The organism is Bartonella sp. CL70QHWL, assembly GCF_042194855.1.
Taxonomy (GTDB): Bacteria; Pseudomonadota; Alphaproteobacteria; order Rhizobiales; family Rhizobiaceae; genus Bartonella.
On record NZ_JBHINJ010000008.1, the window covers coordinates 60,074 to 82,259 of the forward strand.

At 37.4% G+C, this 22,186-nt stretch carries 21 protein-coding genes; 7 read left to right on the top strand and 14 right to left on the bottom strand.

Features of this window, described 5'->3' with window-relative positions:
- Positions 1-347 precede the first annotated feature (347 nt).
- The 5 genes from ACFIJZ_RS05195 (at position 348) to ACFIJZ_RS05215 (ending at position 4,551) form a co-directional block, all read left to right on the top strand.
- Positions 348-1,100: a transporter substrate-binding domain-containing protein gene (locus tag ACFIJZ_RS05195; RefSeq protein WP_375631230.1), complete on the top strand. Its 753-nt coding sequence runs from the start codon at positions 348-350 to the stop codon at positions 1,098-1,100.
- 339 nt (positions 1,101-1,439) lie between these two features.
- The gene (locus ACFIJZ_RS05200) at positions 1,440-2,192 is read left to right on the top strand and encodes a transporter substrate-binding domain-containing protein (RefSeq protein WP_375631231.1); all 753 of its coding nucleotides are present in this window, start codon (positions 1,440-1,442) and stop codon (positions 2,190-2,192) included.
- Between the two features lie 79 nt (positions 2,193-2,271).
- Positions 2,272-2,994, top strand: coding sequence for an ABC transporter permease (locus ACFIJZ_RS05205; protein ID WP_273790678.1), 723 nt, complete (start codon positions 2,272-2,274; stop codon positions 2,992-2,994).
- Positions 2,991-3,698, top strand: coding sequence for an ABC transporter permease (locus tag ACFIJZ_RS05210; protein WP_273790677.1), 708 nt, complete (start codon positions 2,991-2,993; stop codon positions 3,696-3,698). The genes ACFIJZ_RS05205 and ACFIJZ_RS05210 overlap by 4 nt, the downstream gene beginning before the upstream one ends.
- 79 nt (positions 3,699-3,777) lie before the next feature.
- Positions 3,778-4,551 carry an amino acid ABC transporter ATP-binding protein gene (locus ACFIJZ_RS05215; RefSeq protein WP_375631232.1) on the top strand — a complete coding sequence of 258 codons (774 nt, stop codon included), beginning with the start codon at positions 3,778-3,780 and terminating at the stop codon, positions 4,549-4,551.
- A gap of 30 nt (positions 4,552-4,581) precedes the next feature.
- Here the strand turns inward: ACFIJZ_RS05215 and lpxB are convergent, their stop codons facing one another.
- From lpxB to ACFIJZ_RS05280, 13 genes are all read right to left on the bottom strand, one after another.
- Positions 4,582-5,769 (bottom strand): lipid-A-disaccharide synthase, encoded by a 1,188-nt coding sequence (gene lpxB / locus ACFIJZ_RS05220; protein WP_375631233.1) that lies wholly within the window; start codon positions 5,767-5,769, stop codon positions 4,582-4,584.
- Entirely contained in the window at positions 5,762-6,634 is an 873-nt protein-coding gene (locus tag ACFIJZ_RS05225) for an LpxI family protein (protein WP_273790674.1), read from the bottom strand. Before ACFIJZ_RS05225 ends, lpxB begins: the two co-directional genes overlap by 8 nt.
- A gap of 2 nt (positions 6,635-6,636) precedes the next feature.
- Positions 6,637-7,461, bottom strand: coding sequence for an acyl-ACP--UDP-N-acetylglucosamine O-acyltransferase (gene lpxA, locus ACFIJZ_RS05230; RefSeq protein WP_273790673.1), 825 nt, complete (start codon positions 7,459-7,461; stop codon positions 6,637-6,639).
- A 24-nt stretch (positions 7,462-7,485) separates the two neighbouring features.
- Positions 7,486-7,953, bottom strand: coding sequence for a 3-hydroxyacyl-ACP dehydratase FabZ (gene fabZ / locus ACFIJZ_RS05235; RefSeq protein WP_273790672.1), 468 nt, complete (start codon positions 7,951-7,953; stop codon positions 7,486-7,488).
- 1 nt (position 7,954) lies between these two features.
- Entirely contained in the window at positions 7,955-9,001 is a 1,047-nt protein-coding gene (gene lpxD / locus ACFIJZ_RS05240) for a UDP-3-O-(3-hydroxymyristoyl)glucosamine N-acyltransferase (RefSeq protein WP_273790671.1), read from the bottom strand.
- A 65-nt stretch (positions 9,002-9,066) separates the two neighbouring features.
- Positions 9,067-11,463, bottom strand: coding sequence for an outer membrane protein assembly factor BamA (gene bamA, locus ACFIJZ_RS05245; RefSeq protein ID WP_273790670.1), 2,397 nt, complete (start codon positions 11,461-11,463; stop codon positions 9,067-9,069).
- Between the two features lie 211 nt (positions 11,464-11,674).
- Entirely contained in the window at positions 11,675-12,823 is a 1,149-nt protein-coding gene (locus tag ACFIJZ_RS05250) for an RIP metalloprotease (RefSeq protein WP_375631234.1), read from the bottom strand.
- 15 nt (positions 12,824-12,838) lie between these two features.
- On the bottom strand, positions 12,839-13,654 hold the full coding sequence (locus tag ACFIJZ_RS05255; RefSeq protein WP_273790668.1) for a phosphatidate cytidylyltransferase: 816 nt from the start codon (positions 13,652-13,654) through the stop codon (positions 12,839-12,841).
- Positions 13,655-14,378: 724 nt separating this feature from the next.
- Entirely contained in the window at positions 14,379-14,939 is a 561-nt protein-coding gene (gene frr / locus ACFIJZ_RS05260) for a ribosome recycling factor (protein WP_273790667.1), read from the bottom strand.
- Positions 14,940-14,976: 37 nt separating this feature from the next.
- Positions 14,977-15,696 (bottom strand): UMP kinase, encoded by a 720-nt coding sequence (gene pyrH / locus ACFIJZ_RS05265; protein WP_273790666.1) that lies wholly within the window; start codon positions 15,694-15,696, stop codon positions 14,977-14,979.
- A gap of 157 nt (positions 15,697-15,853) precedes the next feature.
- Positions 15,854-16,777: a translation elongation factor Ts gene (tsf, locus tag ACFIJZ_RS05270; RefSeq protein WP_375630041.1), complete on the bottom strand. Its 924-nt coding sequence runs from the start codon at positions 16,775-16,777 to the stop codon at positions 15,854-15,856.
- A 102-nt stretch (positions 16,778-16,879) separates the two neighbouring features.
- The gene (gene rpsB / locus ACFIJZ_RS05275; protein ID WP_273788135.1) at positions 16,880-17,659 is read right to left on the bottom strand and encodes a 30S ribosomal protein S2; all 780 of its coding nucleotides are present in this window, start codon (positions 17,657-17,659) and stop codon (positions 16,880-16,882) included.
- Between the two features lie 167 nt (positions 17,660-17,826).
- Positions 17,827-18,663, bottom strand: coding sequence for a cell envelope integrity EipB family protein (locus ACFIJZ_RS05280; RefSeq protein ID WP_273790664.1), 837 nt, complete (start codon positions 18,661-18,663; stop codon positions 17,827-17,829).
- 145 nt (positions 18,664-18,808) lie between these two features.
- Here ACFIJZ_RS05280 and ACFIJZ_RS05285 point away from each other — a divergent pair, with 145 nt between their 5' ends.
- On the top strand, positions 18,809-19,270 hold the full coding sequence (locus ACFIJZ_RS05285) for a RidA family protein (protein WP_375631235.1): 462 nt from the start codon (positions 18,809-18,811) through the stop codon (positions 19,268-19,270).
- A gap of 134 nt (positions 19,271-19,404) precedes the next feature.
- Positions 19,405-19,827, top strand: a complete 423-nt coding sequence (locus tag ACFIJZ_RS05290; protein ID WP_375631236.1) for an HIT family protein — start codon at positions 19,405-19,407, stop codon at positions 19,825-19,827.
- A gap of 7 nt (positions 19,828-19,834) precedes the next feature.
- On the opposite strand, the gene clpA is transcribed toward ACFIJZ_RS05290, so the two are convergent.
- Positions 19,835-22,186, bottom strand: coding sequence for an ATP-dependent Clp protease ATP-binding subunit ClpA (clpA, locus tag ACFIJZ_RS05295; protein ID WP_375631237.1), 2,352 nt, complete (start codon positions 22,184-22,186; stop codon positions 19,835-19,837).

Consider the following 22,186-nt stretch of genomic DNA (forward strand, 5'->3'; position numbering starts at 1 on the left):
AACTTCTTATCCCTCTTCAAATAGATTCGAATGAAAATACTTTACATTTTGTCCTGTTAAGAGCTGAAATTTTCTTTGTATTTAAGTTAATAGTTTTTCTTTTAAAGATAAATTATTGATTTTTTTAAGTAAAATCATTAAATCATATAATCAATAGAGGTATCCTTCTTTCCTGTATTTTTTATTCCCATACTTGATAAAAAGAAATTATTTTTTGACAATGATATTCAGCATAATGATAGCAAAATGACCACAGATAAATTTTTTACATTGCTCCAAAAGAGCTTACAGATTATAAAAATTCATGATGGTTTCATATTTGCCAGCTTATCTAATAGGAGAACATAATGAAATTATTAGCAGGAGCTCTTATAATAAGCGCGACACTATTTACCCTATCGGCCAATTCTCAAACGCTGAAAATTGCAAGCGATGCTTCTTATCCGCCATTTAGTTATATTGACTCAAATAACGAACTTCAAGGGTTTGATATTGATATATCTTATGCTCTTTGCAAAAAAATGAATGTTGAATGTACTATTGTCACACAAGACTTCGAGGGGATGATTCCCGGTCTTCTTGCCAAAAAATACGATGCTATTGTTTCTTCCCTTTCTCCTACAAAAGAGCGCTTACAAAAAATTGATTTTACAGATCCTTACTACAATACAGCACTCGCTGTTATTGTTACCAAAAATTCGGAAATTAAAGAAATCTCAACACAAGCCTTTAGAGGTAAAAACCTTGGTGTACAATCAAATACAACACAAGCTGCATATGCGGAAGATCATTATGCCTCTGAAGGAGTTAATATCAAACTTTATCCTACAGCAGCAGAAGTTAATCGTGATCTTTTAAGCCATCGGCTTGATATCATCATCTTTGATAAATTAAAAGCATTAAATTGGCTTGAAAATGAAGGAAAAGACTGCTGTCTCCTCTTGGGAACTCTAGAAAAAACAAATTTTCCTATTGCAATTGCACTCCGTCAAAATAATAATGATCTTAAAAACAGTTTTAATAAAGCAATAGAAGAAATCCGCGCCGATGGAACCTATGAGAAAATTATGAGAAAATATTTTACTTTCGATATCGATTAGATCTCACTATGAATTAAAATTCAATCTGTATATTTAAGGAGTATCTTTAACTCTTTATTGGACATGCAGGTATAATTGGAAATTCGGCATTTCTATAAGAAAATTTACATTTATCAAAATAATTTTTAATTGTTCCTCAATATTTAAACACTTTATAGAATCTAATGACAACGATAAAGTTGTATTTTTATCGTATCAAAATCTAATTTTTTGATACTAATGCCCAACATAATGATCTAAAATAAGCATCAATAAATTTTTGAATTGCTCCCAAAAAGCTTACAGATTATAAAAACATAATGATTTCATATTTGCCCGCTTATCCAATAGGAGAACATCATGAAATTATTAGCAGGAGCTCTTATAATAAGCGCCGTACTATTCACCCAATTGGCTGATGCGAAAACATTAAAAATTGCGAGTGAAGGCACCTACCCTCCCTTTAGTTATATTGACTCAAATAATAAATTGCAGGGACTTGATATTGATATATCTTATGCACTTTGTAAAAAAATGAATGTTGAGTGTACTATTGTTACACAAGACTTCGAGGGAATGATCCCTGGACTTATTGCAAAAAAATATGATGCTATCATTGCTTCCCTCTCTCTCACACAAGAGCGCTTACAAAAAATTGACTTCACAGATCCTTACTACGATACAGCACTGGCTGTTATCGTTACCAAAGCTTCGGGAATTAAAGAAATCTCGACACAAGACTTTAGAGGTAAAAATCTTGGTGTGCAATCAAATACAACACAAGCTTTCTATGCAGAAGATCATTATGCTTCTAAAGAGGTGAAAATCAAACTCTACCCTTCCACAATAGAAGTGAATCGTGACCTTTTAAATCATCGACTTGATGTGATTATTGTTGATAAATTACAAGCATTAAATTGGCTTAAAAATGAAGGAAAAGATTGCTGTCTCCTCTTGGGAACTCTAGAAGAAACAAGATTTCCTATTGCAATTGCAGTCCGTCAAAATAATAATGAACTTAAAAATAAGTTCAATAAGGCGCTAAAAGAAATCCGTTTGGATGGAACTTATGAAAAAATTATGAGAAAGTATTTTACAGGTGATGTTTATTAAATATCGATATGATATTTAAATGAAACCTACTGGTTATTGCTAAAAAATATTATCGAACTCTTTCATGAGGAACACAGGAATGATTGAAAATTTAGCATTGCTATCATTTAGCAATGGTGGATGGGGAGTGGTTATACTTTCCAGTGCAGGAATGACTTTGTCATTGGCATTATGTTGTGGCTTTCTAGGATTTCCTCTAGGACTTCTCAATGCAGTGATGATTCGATCCAATATTAAGATGGCCAAAGCTATGGCACGCCTCTTTTCAACAGTATTCCGTGGGCTACCAGAGCTTTTAACTTTGTTTTTAGTTTACTACGGATTACAAAGCCTTATTCAAAATTTATTTGACTATTTTAATTTTGAAATCATGTTCAGTATCAATGCATTTGTTGCTGGTGTTCTTGCACTTAGTATGGTTCTTGCAGCTTTTTCTTGTGAAGTTTGGCTTGGAGCATTTAATATTTTTGATAAAGGTCAATATGAAGCGGCTAAAGCTTTAGGACTTTCACGGTCAACCACATTTTTTCGTATTGTCTTCCCTCAGCTCATCCGAAATGCCTTGCCAGGACTTTCTAATAATTGGCTTACTTTACTGAAAGATACATCCCTTGTTTCTACCATCGCGCTTGTTGACCTCATGCGACAAACGAATTTAGCTGTCGCTGCTACCAATAAACCCATGCTATTTTATTTTGTAGCATGCTTACTCTATTTGTTATTTTCAGCGGTTTTTACTGCAATCTTACGCCATTTGGAAACATACACTCAAATAGGCTATAAAAAGGTGCTAGGTCAATGATTCCTGAGTGGCTTTATTTCCTTTTTAATCCTGATCTTTTAAGCCATTATGGACCCAAATTTATTAATGGCTTTATTGTTACTGTTGAGCTTGTTTCTATCTCTTGTTCTCTAGGTCTTTTTCTTGGTATGCTTATCGCTTTTGCTCGTCTATCAAAGAATACATTTTTACAATATTTTGCAAATGCTTATGTCTATTTTTTCCGTGGCTCTCCTTTATTAGCTCAACTCTTTCTTTTTTATTATGGGCTTGGTTCAATGAATAGTTTTTGGCAACAGGTGGGACTATGGTGGTTTTTTCAAAACGCGTGGTATTGTTGTCTTTTTATTTTTACACTCAATTCTGCTGCCTATCAATCTGAGATCTTTAAAGGAAGTTTTTTATCCGTAACAACTGGACAGCGTGAAGCATCAAAAGCTTTAGGTTTAAGTAACTCTGTCACATTTTTTAGAGTTATTCTTCCACAAGCAATGATTGTAGCATTACGCCCCCTAGGAAATGAGTTGATTTTAATGATTAAATCCAGTGCTGTTGCCTCACTTATTACTGTTTATGATTTAATGGGAGTTGCTAAACTCACTTATTCACGGACTTTTGATTTTCAAGTTTACGTTTGGGCTGCTCTTATCTATCTCTTTATCGTTGAACTCATTCATCGTTTTATTGTTTTTATCGAACAGCGCCTCACTCGATATTTACGTTAAATAAAATGATCATAAAAAACTTTACCAAACCAAAATGTTGAATTAATCACGTTATTCATCAATGAAAGAATAAAATAAGATGAATTTGAAAAATAATAAATTGATCTCTCCCAATAAAAAACCAGTGATCTCTATTCAAAATCTAAATAAATGGTATGGAAACTTTCAGGTCCTACATGATATCAACTTTAATGTTCAAGCTGGTGAACATATCGTTATTTGTGGACCATCCGGATCAGGAAAATCAACGTTAATTCGTTGTATTAATCAATTAGAACAAGCACAAAAAGGTTCAATCTGTATCCATAACGTTGATATCCATACCGCTCCTATACAACAGCAAAAAAAAGTTCTTCGTAAGATAGGAATGGTCTTTCAGAATTTTAATTTATTTCCCCACATGAGCGTTATACAAAATTGTATTTTAGCACCTATGACCGTTCAAGGGCTTTCCAAACAACAAGCACAAGAACGGGCAATTCGTTACTTAACACATGTTGGTATTGAAAAACACTGTGAAAAATATCCTTTACAACTTTCTGGTGGGCAACAACAACGTGTTGCGATTGCCCGTGCACTTTGTATGGAACCTGAAGTCATGCTTTTTGATGAACCAACCTCTGCTCTTGATCCAGAAAGTGTGGGAGAAGTTTTGGAAGTGATGGCTCGATTGTCCGACACAGGGATCACAATGCTTTGTGTTACCCATGAAATGGGCTTCGCACGTAAAGTCTCAGAAAGAATACTCTTTCTAGAAAATGGAAAAATTGTTGAAGATACAGCCTCTGAAGAATTTTTTACCAATCCTAAAAGCCAACGTGCTTGTAATTTTCTTGCTAAAATTAAATATTAATCATTAAAATATTGCTTTATTTATACAATTTTATTCTTGTTTTTTTAAAAGAGCGATAATTGTTTGTGCGCCAACAACCCCTGATGGTACTTCAGTTTTCATTTTCTGTTCTACCATCTCAAAGGCATCAAGTTGTGCCTGTCGCAATAAAGGATTAGCCAAAAGTTGTTCTACTTGTCTTGCTAACATACCAGGACGGATTAATTCATTCAAATATTCCGAAACAATAGGCTTATCAGCAATAATATTTGGAAGAGCAGCACTCCATAACATCATTTTAGGAAAAATAAATAATTTAGAAAAACGATCAAGTTTATAGCAAAGAACCATAGGAATTTTTGCTAAGGCTAATTCAAGTGAAACAGTTCCATGTGCCGCAAGAGCAACATCTGCTTGTGCAAAAGCACGCCATTTTTCATCTTCACCAACGACAATTTCTATCTTGCTTTTCCAGCCTTGCACAAAATCACGGATTCTATCTACCAAATGAGGTAAGGTTGGTAAAATAATACGTAAATGAGGAATACGTTGTACAAGAATCTCTACTGTTTCTCGAAAAATAGGCATTAAGGAACGAATTTCTAAATTGCGTGATCCTGGCAAAATAACTAATGTAGGCGATGATATTTGTGTATCGATCAAATTTCTTTGTTCTAATTGGCTTTTTTTTTCTGACTGAACTCTCAAAAGGGGAGGATATGTCAAAAGACGATGTCCAACATAGGTCGTGGCAGGACCTCCCAAATCTTGCATAATCTTTTCTTCAAAAGGAAAAACCGCTAAAACATGATCAACAAATCCACGCATAGCTTTTGCACGCTCTGGCCTCCATGCCCAAACGGTTGGTGCAATATATTTAATGATAGGAATAGAAGGCGCTAAAGCACGTACCTTTTTTGCAATACGATGTGTAAAATCAGGACTATCAATAATAATTAAACAATCAGGTTGTTCTTGTGCAATAAATTTGGATAAATTGCGAATATGTAGCAACAACAATGGTAGTTTTTTCAATACTTCCTTTAAACCTATTAAAGCAATATCATGGGAATCAAAAAAGCTTTTTAAACCTAATGCCTTTAAATGCCTCCCCCCAACACCAATCAAATGAATATTGCATCCTATCTGTTGTGATAAACAAGTAATTAAATCGGCCCCAAGTAAATCACCAGATTCCTCACCTGAAACCACAGCAATCTTTAAGAAACAATTATTCATGACCAAACCTTTCAAATGTCTCTATAAATAGAGAATATTTGTTGGCTTTTTCTATTGTTGTTTTCACCGATAATATTAGACTTCTATTTGCCTCCACCGCAACACCAGATAAACCACTCTTTGCAATATTTATTATTGTCGCTGGCCCAATTGATGGCAAATCAACGCGATTATCCTGTTGTGGTTTTGCACATTTTACAAGAATGCCACCTTTAAGGGGAATTTGCCCTCTTTCTCGCATTTCACAAACACGCCACAACATATTATCAGTTCCCTCAGCACCCTCCAGAGCAACCACCCTTCCTTGGACAACGACAACGGCTTGCCCGATATCTAATTGACCTAAAAGCTTTGCTGCTTCTACTGCTAAAAAAATATCTTTTTTCTCTTTTGGAGTAGCGCGCCGTACTGTTAAATTAAATTCTATGGGAGCTAAAAGATCTGGGACTATTTCGTGAGCACCGATAACACAAAAACCGTGTGCTTCAATAACCCGTATAAAAGCTTTTAATAACGCATCGTCTCCCCTCTTCAAAGCTCCGATTAACTTAGGAAGAGCTAAAAATGTTGTCCAGTCCAGTCGCAATTGTTTAAGAAGTGGACGCTTTTTCACACCACCTGCCAAAACAACATTATATACACCAGCCTCTTTTAAAATTTTAACGAGTCGCGCTAACTCTACAATTGATAGCTCGCAATGCTCATAGCGATAAAGAACAGAATCTGCCTCACCATGCAAAAGCACAAGAAAAGGATTTTCTCCATTCTTCTCAAGAGTCTGCGCAACAGTAATCGGTAGAACACCATTTCCTGCTATAATAGCAGTACGGCCGGAAAGAAAACTTCTGGCTCCCCAAATAGGCATTTTTAATCCTTATGTTCTTTTATTTTATCACCTTCAAATTTTGGTGTACAATAAAAACGCTTTCCTTCTTCTTTAATAAAATTAACAACTTCAGAAACAGACTGAGAAGAAGAATAAAAAGAAGCAACATCACTAACACGCTCTTTAAATGGTTTGCTATGATCAAAAAGCATGGCAACTGCATGACGGAGTGCATGAATATCTTGACGCTCAAGTCCTGCACGCTTCATGCCAATAATATTGAGGCCGGCAAGTTTTGCCTGCACACCAACAGCTGTTCCATAAGGTATCAGATCACCAACCAGTGCAGATACGCCGCCGATAAATGCATGATGTCCAACACGAACAAATTGATGAACAGCAGCACCACCACCAATAATCACATAATCACCAACAGTGACATGACCAGCAATCATTGCGTTATTGGCAAATGTTACATGATTGCCTACATAACAATCGTGAGCGATATGCGCATAACAAAAAAATTGGCAATTATCACCAACAACTGTCATTCCTACACTCGAATCGGAACCCCTATGCATTGTTACACCTTCACGAATCGTACAATTCTTACCAATAAAAAGAGTTGTAGCTCCTCCTTTATGTTTATTATTTTGCGGATCTGCCCCCAAAACAGCATGAGAAAATACTTTACTCTTGGCTCCTAATGTTGTCTTTCCCATTATTACAACATGACTTGTCAAACTACATTCATCACCAATAACAGCCTCTGAACTAATATGGCAAAATGGTCCAACGCGTACATTCTCACCAAGCTGCGCTCCCTTCTCCACAAGAGCAGTTGGATGGATTTTCGTACCGGACATTTTTAAATTCCCATCAAATATCGTTTATTCTTCTTCGACAATCATCGCAGCAATTTCTGCTTCAGCGACGCGGACATCTTCTACTTTTGCAACACATGAAAAACGTCTCATACCAGATCTTTTTTTCAAAAGCTGAACATGAATCTTGAGCTGATCACCAGGCATAACCGGCTTACGAAATTTCGCATTATCAACCGTCATAAGGTAAACTAAATTTGTTTGCTTATTGCCTAAATTTAAAAGTGCTATTGCTCCTGCCGTTTGTGCCATAGCTTCTAAAATCAAAACTCCAGGCATAACAGGCTTTGCGGGAAAATGTCCCGTAAAATGTGGCTCATTAATCGTTATATTTTTAATACCAATCGCTTCTTGTTCACCATCAATATCAACGATACGATCAATCAATAAAAATGGATAACGGTGCGGTAATATTGATAATAGTTTTTCAATATCGACAGCCTCTAAGTTTTTAGTTTTTTCACTGCTGATCATATCAGCGTTTCTCCTTTTTAACTTTTCCCATACTGCGCAACGCCGCTACTTCACGAAACCATTGTTTAAATGGTCGCGCTGGACTACCTCCCCATTTTTCGCCATCCGGAATGTCATTCATAACACCACTACGAGCAGCAATCTGAACAGATTTACCTATTATGATGTGATCAGCTACTCCCACACTTCCGCCAAGCTGAGACATATCCCCTATAGATGTACTTCCCGCAATGCCACATTGAGCGGCAATAAGACAATAGCGGCCAATTTTTACATTGTGGGCAATTTGTACAAGATTATCAATCTTGCTTCCTTCACCAATAACAGTATCTTGAAATGTCCCACGATCAATTGTCGTGTTCGCACCAACTTCTACACCATCCTCAATAATAACACGACCAAGCTGTGGAATTTTCTCGATTCCAACTCCGCCTCCAACATAACCAAAACCATCTTGTCCAATGCAAACGCCAGGATAAAGCTGAACCTTATCACCTATTATAGAACACTGAACTGTTACCTTAGGAGCAATATAGCAGTCACATCCAATACGGCAATTTTCACCGATAACAGCTGTGGATGAAATAAGAGTTCCTGCACCAATCTCAACATTTTTACCAATAACAGCTCCAGCTTCAATACACACATCATGTGCCAACTTAGCCGTTGGATGAATATGCGCATGTAATGAAATCCCCTTCTGCCCCAACCAAGGCATTGGCTTGACAGAATCTGGAAACAAAATACGACCAATCTGAGCAAAGTCACGCTGTGGTGTGGATGTCACCAAAATTGCCATAGTTTCGGGAACTTTAAAAACAATCTCATTCGTACACAAAACAGCAACAGCAGAACTGTCCAGTAAAGCATCAGAAAACTTCCGATGCTCTACAAAAACAAGCGAACCTTCCACCGCACTCTCAAGTGAAGAAAGAGTATTGATAACTTTATGAGAAAACTCTGGATTAAGAAGCTTTGCACCCGTCAACTCAGCAGCATTTGCAACTGTCAATCGTCGGGACGGCGTAAAAAAAAATGTATCCGCCATCAAAACACTTTCTCTCCCAGCTTAAGCTATTCTCTTCAAATTTTTCCTTCTTAAAATCGCTCAAATCAGAACTTCGTAGAAATACCAAAGTTCAATTGTTGCAAACGATCACCTTCCTGCTTCGTTATTGGCCAAGCATAATCAAAACGCAAAGGACCAAACGGAGAATCCCACATCAAACTCACACCTGCAGATGAACGCCAAGCACTTTTGGTATTGGTAACAGACGGTTCACCCTGAAAAACGGCTTTATAATTATTGCCATAAAGCGTGGCAATATCCGCAAATAAAGCACCGCGCAACCCGAATCCTTCAGGCACAACAGGGATAGGAAACTGTACTTCAGCAGTCGCATTCATATATGTCGTTCCCCCCAAGAAATAAACCTCACCCTTACTGGAAACCTGGCGCGGACCTATTCCATTATATTTGAACCCTCGAATCATATCAGAATTTACTTTAAACATATCGAAAATACGAACACCTTCTTTGCCTACTTCATGGATATAACCACCCCCAAAGGAAAGCAAACCAACGATATCCTTCTGGTCAGAAAGAGTCTTGTACATCATCGCCTTACCCGTGGTCTTCAAGAACTTTGCACTCCCACCAAGCCCTGCATATTCCTGAAGCAGATGCACGTACCACCCATCATGGGGGGATCTCATATCATCAATCGTATTATAGGTGAAACCATAACTAATTGATGAACGTTTCCAAGGGCTGTGTTTTGCAGCTTGAACAATCGCACCAGAATATTTCCCATATAATTCTATTATGTCACCCTCTTTGTCAAAATCATACTCTCCGCCAAAATCATATTCTTCCTGCACATAAGAATAAGCTACATTAGCAGATAATTGATTATTAATAGGTAACGAAAACCGCAGCGATCCACCTGTCTGCCGTACATCATAGGCTTTATCAGCACGATAAGTACTACGAAAAACATCAACGCCAGCAGATAAACGATATCCTAAGAAATAAGGATCAACAAATGATAAATTATAATTACGAGATTTTTCTTGCCCCGCACCTAATCCTAAACGAACATATTGACCACGTCCCCCAAGATTACGTTCAGTAACAGAAACTTCAAGTGACATACCAGGACTTGTTCCCCCTGTTGTATACCCTCCAGAAAGAGAGAGATCTCCTGTTGAAGCTTCAACGACATCTATTACCAAAACAACTTGGTCAGATTGATCTGTGGGAACCATTGAAATATTAACGGCTTTGAAGAAACCTAAACTTTCTAGACGACGTTTCGCCCGCTGTAGTAAAGTTTGATTGTAAGCATCTCCTTCATTTAAATCAATCTCACGGCGAATGACGTAATCACGCGTTTTCTCATTGCCACGTATATCAATACGTTGAATATAAGCACGTGTACCCTGTTCAATATTATATAAAATTGAAATTGTATGATTTGCTAAATTACGATTTCCCCGCGGTTCAACTTTAGCAAAAGCATATCCCGAATCAGCAACTTTGTTATTAATAGTTGCAACAGACTGTTCAATATCTTCTGCACTATAAACATTACCTGGCTGGGTTTTAAGCACCCTTTTCACAGATTGAACGTCAATTCCATCAACATCACTTTCAACCTGAATATCGCTAATTTTATAGAGCGCACCCTCATCAAGAACGAAAGAAATTTTATACGTATTGCTTGCTGCATCAAAAGTTGCTTTAGAAGAGACTACACGAAAATCTGCATAACCACGGTTATAATAAAAGCGACGTAAAGCTTCTTCATCAACAGCGAGGCGCTCTTCACTGTAAACATCACCTCCCAACAACTTCGAAAAAATTCCTGAAGTTTTTGTTGAAATCACATCACGCAAACGGCGACTTCCAAAGACACTATTGCCCTTAAAAGTGATATCACCAATCTTTGTTTTTTTCCCTTCAACGACATTAAATACCACATTAACCCGCCCTTTTCCAAGGTTAATCGTTTGAACGTTAACAGTGATATTATTACGACCAAGAGTTTTATAAGCCTCACGAATTGTATTTATATCAGCAGAAAGCTTAGCAGAATTAAAAGGCTCATTCGGTTTTAAAGAAATAAACCGCTTAAGATCTGGGTCTTTAAAAGATTTATTTCCTTGAAACAATATTTGATTGACAACCTCATATTCTTTTACGAATACAACCAATTTATCACCCACCGGATTTATTTTAACATCATAAAATAAACCCAATTCGAAAAGGTTCTTCACAGCACTATCAACATCACCACTGGAAACACCTTGCCCAACCTTAATCCCCATATTGTCTCGAATCGCCTGAGAACTTACAAACTTATTCCCACGAACCTCAATAGAGCGGACTACAGACGCTTGTATTTCTCCGACCGCAGCAATTGACATAAAAACCGTTGCTGGGGCAATCATCCCCATCTTTAACACCAATACAGATGCTGCATTTAAAAACTTTGAATTCGTAGTCATTGGCTTTTTTACCTTACTCTCGTTCCTTGGACATGATGCCTTAAAAAGCTAACTGCCATAACAACCTTTTTACAGCTTTACAGCGAGACTTTTCATTCCTTAATTACTCATTATAATCTACAACGCCACAACATTTTGTAGACATGGTAAACAACCTTAAATTTGTTTTTGCTATTATTACTTAATTTATAAAGCGTTTTCCATAATTTAATTAGCTAAACCAACAAAAATAATCATTAAAAAAGACAAAGATCATAAAAAGGAGAAGAATGGAAAAACCTAAACGAAAAACAATTCCCTGAATTTTGGTAGATATTCTCCTCCCAGTAATGACCTCAATGACATGCAATAAAAGATGCCCACCGTCAAGCGGTAGAATCGGAAAAAGGTTAATAAGCCCAACACTTATTGAAAGAAAAGCTGCCAAATTCAACAAAGAGATAAAACCTGTCTCGCTCACTTTCCAAGCAATTTTAACGGTTTTAGAAGGTCCACTTAGCCGACAACGATCCTCTTTTCCTCCTATTAAACGACTCATAAAAAGAACAGTTTGAGTGGCGATAAACACAGTACGGTCTGACGCTTCTCTTACAGCTGTTACAAAACCATAGCGAATATGTTTTATATAAGTTGGATCTAAATGTGCTGGATTATTTAAATCAACAGGAACACCTACACCTATCATAGCACTTCGTGTTCGATTACCAAATCCATCATCTCGCTCAACGACTTTCGGGGTAATCATCGTTGTAAAGACTCGCCCCATGCGTTCTATTTTAAACTCTATGGGTTCTCTTCCATGAAAAGCTACATAATTCATCAAATCTTCAAAGCTTTCAACCCGTCGTCCATCCATTTCAACAAAACGATCACCTAATTCCAAACCGGATTGAAGAGCAGGGCTATCTTTTACCAAAGAACCAACAACGGGCTCAATGGCTACACGACCATAGATAAAGAAAAAAAATGTTAGAATAACAACAGTAAAAAGGGCATTGAAGAAAGGACCGGCAAAAACAGTTGCTGCTTTTTTCCAAGCATGCGCACTAGCAAATGAACCATCAACAATCAGAGATGATTGGAATGATTCCGTATCGATTTTTTCCTCATCCCCAACAAATTTTACATAACCTCCTAAGGGGATAAGTGCTAAACGCCACTTCGTGCCATGCTTATCTGTATAACTCGCTATTTCTGGTCCAAATCCAAGCGAAAAAATTAACGCCTTAATACCACACCACCGACCAATGAGATAATGCCCAAATTCGTGCACAAAAATGATAATCATAATGATGAAAAGAATACTCAAACTTCTTAAAAGAAAATCACCCATAGTGACGATATGATTTAAAAGTTCCAAACGATCTTCTCCCAATTAGATCATACTAAAAAGATTAAAAGGCGCATCCATATCAGACATAAATGAACCAATTAAATAAAGAAGAAAAGCTGCCCCTACCAATCCATCTATACGATCCATAAAACCACCATGTCCAGGCAATAAAGAACTAGAATCTTTAACAGAAAACCGTCTTTTGAGCCACGATTGCCCTAAATCACTCAATTGTGAAACAATTGATAAAACAAGTGTAAGGAGTGGCACAAAAAAACTAGCTAAATTTATATCAAAAAATCCAAAAGCAACCCATATACCACCGAAAACTCCGACAAATGTACCACCAAGTGCTCCTGACCATGTTTTATTAGGAGAAAATTGTGGTGCTAATTTAGGGCCCCCTAATGCACGTCCGATAAAATAACCACCAATATCTGTTCCCCACACTATCGTAAATAAGAAAATAACAACTTGGAACCCCAACATTTCATGATCCCGTAGAAAGCATAAAGCAACAACAGGAAAAGATGCATATAAAAAACCACAAAAAACCCAACCACTCTTTTTTATAGATATAATAGCCAACACCGCAGCCAAAACGATTAAAACACAAAAAATCAACGGAGCAGATACACTCAACACTAAAAAAAAGCCAAAGATCAAGTAAAAGATACTTGCTAATATTTTTTGTAAAACACACCACTTCTCTTTAGTAATACTCATCCACTCATAAAGAACAAAACCGCCAATACACCATACAAATAAAAAAAAGAAGTTTCCTCCCAACCATGTTAGATACAACGCAATAACGCCAAAAACAAAAGCTGTCAGAATACGATAAACCAAATTAGACAAAACAACATCCAAACAATAAAAATAGAAAATACAAGCCCTGAAATTAACGCAAGAAAAATTCCCCTACGCAGTGTTTTTATCTCATACCTGTATAATTTCTCTTATAATTTATCATAAATAATTCAGTCTACTAAGATAGCGCTTATGAGACTAATAATCAATGAAAACAGCTTCAAAAATCTCAGTCAAGATTAATCCTAAATATTTTTTTAATATTTTCTCAAATATAAAATGAAAAAGCAGCTACCTCTGCCCCATACAAATTAACTAATATAGGTTTCGTATAAAAACACTTTTCTATCAACTATTCGTCATTAAAAAACGAATTACGCCACATAACATCTGCTTGATCGATCATACCCACATGTTTTATAATGAGAAATAAGAGAAAGGTTAGGCTTAATATTCTTTCCCCAACCTTCATCTTAGAATATTTGAATAATTTCTAATAATGCTTTCATTATGCAGTTTAACAAAGACGTACTCAACTAAAAGCCCACACTATGCTGTTAAATAGTGTCTTCCAGCAAAGGGCATGATTTACCACGCAGATTAAAAAATTTAAACATCTGCCCTTTCAAATCAGTCTCTCCCATATCAAAATGATAGAATACCTTCCTGCATCACACCTTGCTATCACAGAACACACCACCCCTCCTATTATCCCTAGAAACAATTTACAGGCTTGGGAGTGTAACATCCTTTTTCTAGCGACAAAACCGTCTTAAACGTGCATAATTTCAGATTCCTTTACGGCTAAAATTTTATCAATATCAGCAATAGTTTCATCTGTGAGTTTTTGAACTTTTTCAGACAAACTATGGGCTTCATCTTGTCCAATTTCACCATCTTTTTCTAACTTTTTCAAATTGTCCAAACCATCCCGACGGACATGACGTGTAGCAACACGCGCTTGCTCTGCATAGTGATGCGCAATTTTTACAAGTTCTTTACGGCGCTCTTCATTCAACTCAGGCAAAGGAATACGTAGATTCGTACCATCAGTTATGGGATTTAAACCAAGACCAGAATCGCGAATAGCGCGCTCTACAGCTCCGACCATCGTTTTATCCCATACAGAAACAGAAAGCATCCGAGGTTCGGGAACAGAAATATTAGCAACCTGATTTATATGCACAACAGAACCATAAGATTCAACGGTCAACGGCTCTAATAAACTGGCCGATGCACGTCCAGTCCGCAAACCACCTAATTCATGTTTAAAAGCCGTAATGGCACCATCCATGCGACGTTTCAGATCATCCATAATTGATGTAACATTCATATTTCTGTCTCCTTCAATTGTCCTTTGAAGCTTACCCTTATTCCGATACTATTGTAAAGCGTCCTGTTCCATTCAAGACCTTAGCCAAACCGCCTTTTTCATGAATGGAATACACAATAATCGGTACATTGTTCTCACGTGCTAAAGTGACCGCCGTTGAATCCATAACAGATAATCCCCATTGCAAAACTTCAACATGTGTTAATTGGTCAAAACGCTTAGCCGTAGGGTCTATTTTTGGATCTGCTGAATAAATACCATCAACTTGTGTTCCTTTAAGAAGGACATCCGCACCAATTTCTGCTGCACGTAAAGTAGCAGCAGAATCAGTGGTAAAAAATGGATTTCCTGTACCACCTGCAAAAATAACAACTTTTCCCTGATTCATATAAGCTATTGCTTTACGTTGCGAGAAACTTTCACAAATTTGTGGCATAGCAATCGCAGAGAGTACAACAGTTTCAACCCCTAATTTTGTCAAAGATGTTCGCAATGCTAAAGAGTTAATAGCAGTTGCAAGCATTCCCATATGATCACCTGTCACTCGGTCCCCACCATGCGAAGCAACAGCAACGCCACGAAAAATATTTCCCCCACCGATAACAACCGCAACTTCTATCCCCATTGTGCGCACTTCTGCAATATCAGCGGCAATACGGTCTACAACAGAAACATCAATGCCAAAATTCTGCCCTCCCATAAGAGCTTCACCAGAAGCCTTTAAAAGAATACGTTTATACGGAAGTGCTAATGCCATTAATAATCTCCCCAAAAGCCTATTTACTTTTTGCTTTTGACATCACGAAGGGCACCACTTTTTTCACGTGACGCCCTCTCAACAATTACATTGTTCCCCTCAGAGATTCTACAACCAACGATATGACTTTAAATCTCTGTTCAAGAGTTTGCAATAACTAGCCTTTTACAGCAGCAGCAACCTCTGCAGCAAAATCAGACTCCTCTTTTTCCACACCTTCACCTAATGCAAAACGAATAAAGCCTGTAATTTTTGCTGGAGCACCAATTGATTTCTCAGCATCCTTTAAAGCGGCCTCAACAGTTATATCAGGATTCATAACAAAAGCTTGAGAAAGCAAAACAACCTCTTCAAAAAACTTACGCATACGTCCTTCTACCATTTTTTCAATGATATTTTCAGGTTTTCCAGACTGACGTGCTTGATCTGAAAAAATTGCTTTTTCACGCTCAACAGCAGCAGCATCAACATCTTGAGCTGTAAGTGCTAATGGATTGGTTGCCGCAATATGCATCGCGACCTGCCGACCAAAAGCAAGAGCAGCTTCCTTATTTCCTGTTGTTTCAATCGCAACCAAAACACCAAGTTTTCCAAGCCCATCAGCCACACTATTGTGTATATAAGTCGCAACAACACCATTCTCAACAGACAATTTAGCGGAACGACGAAATGTCATATTTTCGCCAATTGTACCAATTGCATCTTTAATCGTAAGCTCTACAGTCTTCTCAGAGCCTGGATAAAGAGAAACAGAAACAGATTCAACATCCCCTGGCGTATCTAAGGCAGCAGTTGCTACTTTACGCACAATGTCTTGGAATCCATCATTGCGTGCAACAAAATCTGTTTCAGAATTAATCTCAACCAAAACTGCATGTGAATCTTTTGATACGACTCCGATTAATCCCTCAGCTGCTGTACGACCAGCCTTTTTATCTGCTTTAGCTATTCCTTTTTTACGAAGCCAATCAACAGCAGCTTCCATATCACCATTGGTCTCTGCTAGAGCGGCTTTACAGTCCATCATACCAGCGCCAGATAGTTCTCGAAGTTCTTTTACTTGTGCAGCAGTAATGCTCATATTTGCCTCTTTATTTTGTAACAGTGAAAGCGTGCAAAATCCCTCTGCACGCCTATAACTTCTTTTTTAGACAATAAAAGTACCTTAATTAGGCGTTTTATATTATTCAGAAACTTCTGAAACTGCATTTTCTTCCAAAATAGGCTCCACAGGTGCATCAACTTGAGCTCCTAAATCGATACCCATTGCTCCTTGCTGGCGTGCAATACCATCAAGAGCTGCACGGGCAAAAAGATCGCAATAAAGAGAAATTGCACGTGAAGCATCGTCATTACCTGGTATTGGATGTGTTACGTCATCGGGATCACAATTGGTATCAATAATAGCAATCACTGGAATACCTAAACGTTTTGCTTCTTGGAGTGCAATATTTTCTTTATTCGTATCGATAACAAAGATAAGATCTGGAACAGAACCCATATCTTTAATACCACCAAGCGCACGATTAAGCTTTTCACGATCACGTTCAAGATTTAAACGTTCCTTTTTGGTAAAGCCTTGCGCTTCAGCAGCAAGAATTTTATCAAGCTTCCGCAAACGATGGATCGAATTGGAAATCGTTTTCCAGTTTGTGAGCATGCCGCCAAGCCAACGTGCATTAACGTAATACTGGGCGGAACGATTCGCCGCATCTGCGATAATGTCAGATGCTTGCCGTTTCGTACCAACAAAGAGAATACGACCACCACGCGCTACAGTATCTGAAACAAGTTTAAGCGCTTGGTGTAAAAGTGGAACGGTCTGAGCAAGGTCAATAATATGGATATTATTACGCTGACCATAAATATAGGGAGTCATTTTGGGATTCCAGCGATGAGTCTGGTGACCAAAATGCACACCGGCTTCTAAAAGCTGGTGCATAGTAAAATCGGGTAGTGCCATAAATCTTATCCTTTCCGGTTCAACCTCCGCGGAAAAAGCAGAAAGACCTGCTACCGGCGGATGCTTGCTAGAATTTTCTCACAGATCATTTGCAAACACCCAGACTCCGCGTGTGGAATAGCGCAAACATACTAATATTTGATTCTTTTTCAAGTTATTTTCTTTAATCATTTAATATTTGCATTTTCACATTGATTAAGATCTTTTCCAAGTTCCAAGAATTCGAGACTGTTCAATTTTGCACGCACTGAAAAAGTTCCATAATCTATATGAAGATCACGCATGACACCATTCTCATGTAAGAGAAAACTGCTACGATAAACCGGCAAACCATCTTTATTTTCTCCATCATCAAAATAAGAAATTGTAACAGGCCAATATTCTTCTTCATCCAATTTTCTTACTTTTTCCGTTTCGCTATCAGATAAAAGCGTCTTCTTTTCCCCTATGACGATACTTTCTTTTATAACTTTATCTGCTTTATTTGTCCCATCAAATACAGTAACATTGTAAAAATGATCTCCTGCTTTTGCATGGCGGATAATATTTTTTAGTTGCATTATTGGAAATTCAGCCATTGCAAGCTTATACTCTTTTTCCTTTGGCTTTTTTAAGGTAACTGTAATACCATCTTGAGTACGCTCCGCAACCCCCTCGGCACGATGCACAACCTCTTCTCCCTCTTGATCTGTGATATTAAAACGAAATGTACGGCTGTCTCCTGTCTCATAACTCGTCGTCTGTTGATCCGTCAAACGTACTGGCATATCTTCAATGTGAACACGGCTAATGAAACGAAAACGTGTGCTATAGCCTTGGCATGCCGAACCAGTAAGCTCGTAAACCATTCGTCCTGACATCGCAGAAATTGTCATTTCATGAGAAACACTATCGAGATGAAAATCATAAATTGCTCGATGAGGCACAATAAAAATGGGCTCTTCAGCTCTCGCAGTACATAAAAAAACAATATATAAAATTATTATAAATAATGATCTAATCATTCCCAACTTCCGAACTTTATCCCCGTTGCATAACATCATACAATAAGGCAAAAAAGGCTAATTTCTCAATTAACCACACATTTTCTTAAATCAAAAAATAGATTATGCAATGAATATATTATAGAGCAGCTATGGAGTTAACATTATGACCAATATGATTGAAAAAAACTTAGAGAAGTTCGGAATCACTCTTCCTGAAGTAATCTCCCCCCTTGCCAATTACATCACCACTTCACAAAGTGGCAATCAACTCTTTATTTCTGGACAACTCCCTCTTATTAATGGAAAACCAATAGCCATCGGTAAAGTTGGTGCAACTGTGAATACCGAACAAGCCCAAAAAGCATCCGAAGCTTGCGCTCTCAATATTCTCGCGCAACTCAAGGCAACTCTGGGTGACTTAAATAAAATAAAACGTGTGGTAAAAATTACTGTTTTTGTGGCTGTAGATTCTCATTTTACCGATATTCCTTTTGTTGCCAATGGAGCTTCTAATTTATTCGTCAATATCCTTGGTGAAATTGGAAAACACGCCCGTTCTGCTATTGGTGTTACCTCTCTTCCTATGGATGTTCCTGTAGAAGTTGAAGCCATCATAGAAATCTAAACCTTCATTAAGACAGTGCACCATCCTAAATATAACTGAAGTCAAAATACTTCTTTGTCTTACACTCTGATAAACCTTGCATTTTTTCGTTTTTAAATTAGAATCTTAAAATTACAATAAAAGGAAATATTTGTATGAAACAAGCTTACGACAATAACAATATTTTTGCTAAATTGATTCGCAATGAAATCCCTTCTGTTCGTGTCTACGAAGATGATGATGTTATTGGATTTATGGATATCATGCCACAGGCACCAGGTCATACGCTAGTCATTCCTAAAAAAGGCTCAAGAAACTTACTTGATGCGGATACTGAAACATTATTTCCTGTTATTAAAGCTGTTCAAAAAATTGCAAATGCCGTCAAAAAAGCCTTTCAGGCAGATGGCATAACTGTCATGCAATTTAATGAAGCAGCTAGTCAACAAACCGTTTATCACCTCCATTTTCATATTATACCACGTATGGAGGGAATAGAACTTACCCCTCATAATGATATGATAACGCCTACAGAAATACTTGAAGAGAATGCAAAAAAAATCCGTGCTGCCTTATAACACACTCTTAAGTTGTTGAGCTTTTTTTTCCTACACGTTTTTTTGTAAAATTTTCCATTTTACTTTTCTTTGAACTTACAGATATATCGGAAGATGAAATTTCTAACTGTAAGCTTTCTTTTTTACCATTTGATTTTTGTGTCAATACGCGAACGGTACCACCATTGCGTAACTTTCCAAATAAAATTTCATCAGCTAATGGCTTTTTAATATATTCTTGTATAACACGCCCTAATGGGCGTGCTCCCATCTGAGAATCATATCCTTTATTGGAAAGCCATAAAGTTGCTGAAGGGCTTAATTCAAAACAAATTCCCCGATCAGCTAATTGTGCTTCAAGCTGAAAAATAAATTTTTGCACTATCTGATTGATGATTAAATGAGATAAAGGTGCAAACGGAATAATTGCATCTAACCGATTACGAAATTCTGGTGTAAATAACCGATTGATTGCTTCTATATCCTCACCATCACGATGTACTTTCCCAAATCCAATAGCTGATTTTGCCATATCTGAAGCACCCGCATTGGTCGTCATAATCAAAATAACATTGCGGAAATCAATTTTCTTACCATTATGGTCTGTTAATCTACCATAATCCATTACCTGCAATAAAATATTAAATAACTCTGGATGCGCTTTCTCAATCTCATCTAGCAATAGAACTGCGTGAGGTTTCTGATCAACGGCATCTGTAAGGAGACCTCCTTGATCAAACCCTATATAACCTGGAGGTGCTCCGATTAAACGTGCTATCGTATGCCGTTCCATATATTCTGACATATCAAAACGCAATAATTCAATGCCTAAAGATGATGCAAGCTGTTTTGCAACTTCAGTTTTTCCTACACCTGTTGGTCCTGAAAATAAATAACTTCCTATTGGTTTATCCGGTTCGCGTAAACCTGCTCGCGCCAATTTTATGGATGAAACTAAGACGGAAATTGCCTGATCTTGACCATAAACAACATGTTTGAGTTCTCTTTCAAGCTTACTCAGTATCTTCTGATCATTCCGAGAAACTGTTTTTGGTGGAATTCTTGCAATTGTAGCAACAGTCGCTTCAATTTCTTTAACACCTATACTCTTCTTGCGTTGTTTTTGTGGCAAAAGCTTTTGCGCTGCGCCACTTTCATCAATAATATCAATTGCTTTGTCAGGTAACCTACGATCAATTATATAACGTGAAGATAATTCTACAGATGCCTTCATCGCCTGATCTGTATATTTAATCTGATGAAAATCTTCAAAGTAAGGCTTCATCCCTTGCAAAATCTTAATCGCATCTGTAACAGAAGGTTCATTAATATCAATCTTCTGAAAACGACGCTCTAAAGCACGATCTTGTTCAAAGAATTTGCGATATTCTCTATAAGTCGTCGAACCAATACATCGCATAGTTCCAGAAGATAATACAGGTTTCAAAAGATTTGCTGCATCCATATTTCCCCCTAATGTCGCTCCTGCTCCAATTAAGGTATGAATTTCATCAATAAATAAAATAGCATCTGGATACAGCTCAAACTCTTTAATAACTTGCTTTAAGCGTTCTTCAAAATCACCGCGATAACGTGTACCTGCAACAAGTCCCCCCATATCAAGAGAAAATATTGTTGCATTTGATAAAACTTCAGGTACTTGCCCATCAACAATGCGTTTTGCCAATCCCTCAATTATAGCGGTTTTCCCCACTCCAGGATCACCAACCAAAAGCGGATTGTTTTTCGACCTTCGACATAAAATCTGAATCATGCGTGAAATTTCTATTTCACGGCCAATTAATAAATCAATTTTTCCATTACGTGCTTTACAATTGAGATCAACACAATAATTCGTTAAAGCACTTGTTCCTCTTTCACCATTATCCGAAATCTGCTGATCTAATTGCTCTTCAAGTCCTTCAAGTAACATGGATAACCCATCATCACGCGTGACACCCTGTGAAATAAAACGTACAGCATCATAGCGTGTCATTCCCATCTCTTGAAGAAAATATGCTGCATGGCTTTCACGTTCAGAAAAAATTGCAACAAGAACATTTGCCCCCGATACTTCATCTTTTCCAGCCGATTGTGCATGAATCACCGCACGTTGGATAACACGCTGGAAAAAAGCTGTAGGCTTTGTATCCTCATCAGCTCTAATCTGTTCATCTAACTCTGAGCGAAGATAATTGGTTAAGCGCTCTCGCAATTCCTCCACATCTACTTGGCAAGCCTGAATAACGGAATTTGCATCGGCATCATCTAACAGCGCAAGTAGAAGATGCTCTAATGTTGCATATTCATGCCGTGCTTGAGTAGCAATTGTTAATGCACGATGTAAAACCTCTTCAAGACTAGGTGTAAAAGATGGCAT